The sequence below is a fragment of the Rhizobacter sp. P3_B12 genome, assembly GCF_056402895.1.
Window position 1 is genome coordinate 1 of record NZ_JBFUGN010001669.1, and the last position, 662, is coordinate 662.

Annotated in this window: 1 protein-coding gene; it reads left to right on the plus strand. The window is 70.5% G+C overall.

Annotation, left to right across the window (positions count from 1 at the left end; genetic code table 11):
• The coding region (locus tag AC1D01_RS37590; protein ID WP_477875032.1) for an RICIN domain-containing protein at positions 1-662 on the plus strand (662 nt) is incomplete at both ends.

Here is a 662-nt window from a genome sequence, read left to right on the forward strand (position 1 = left end):
AAGCAGAAGGGCGTGGGCCTGCTGGCCTACTGGGCGGCGCAACGCGACCGCGTCGGCTCGGGCAGCCTGGACGACTTCAGCAAGGCGAACACGCGCGACTACGAGTACTGGCAGATCTTCGCGACGGCGAAGGGCGCGAACCCGCCCGCACCTGCCCCCGCGCCGGCCCCCGCGCCCGCCCCGGCGCCGATCGCCAGGCAATACACCGTGAAGTCGTCGTTCTCGAACCTGTGCCTGGACATCTCCGGTGCCAGCACCGCCGACGGCGCCAAGGTCGTGCAGCAGAACTGCAGCGGCGCCGCCTCGCAGGTGTTCTCGTTCGTGCCCGACACCAGCGGCACCTACCGCATCGTCAACATCAACAGCGGCCGCTCGCTCGACGTGACCGACGTGTCGACCGCCAACGGCGCGCTGATCCAGCAATGGGCCAACGGCGGCGGCGCTAACCAGCGCTTCGCCCAGCTCGCCGATGCCGCCACCGGCACGGTGCGCCTGCAGGCCGTGAACAGCGGCAAGTGCATCGACGTGAAGGACTGGAACAGCGCACCCGGCGCGGCCATCCAGCAATGGGATTGCAGCGTCAACGCGAACCAGAAATGGGCGCTGATCCCGGTGACGAGCGCACCGGCCCCTGCGCCGTCGCCCGCGCCGGCCCCGACGCC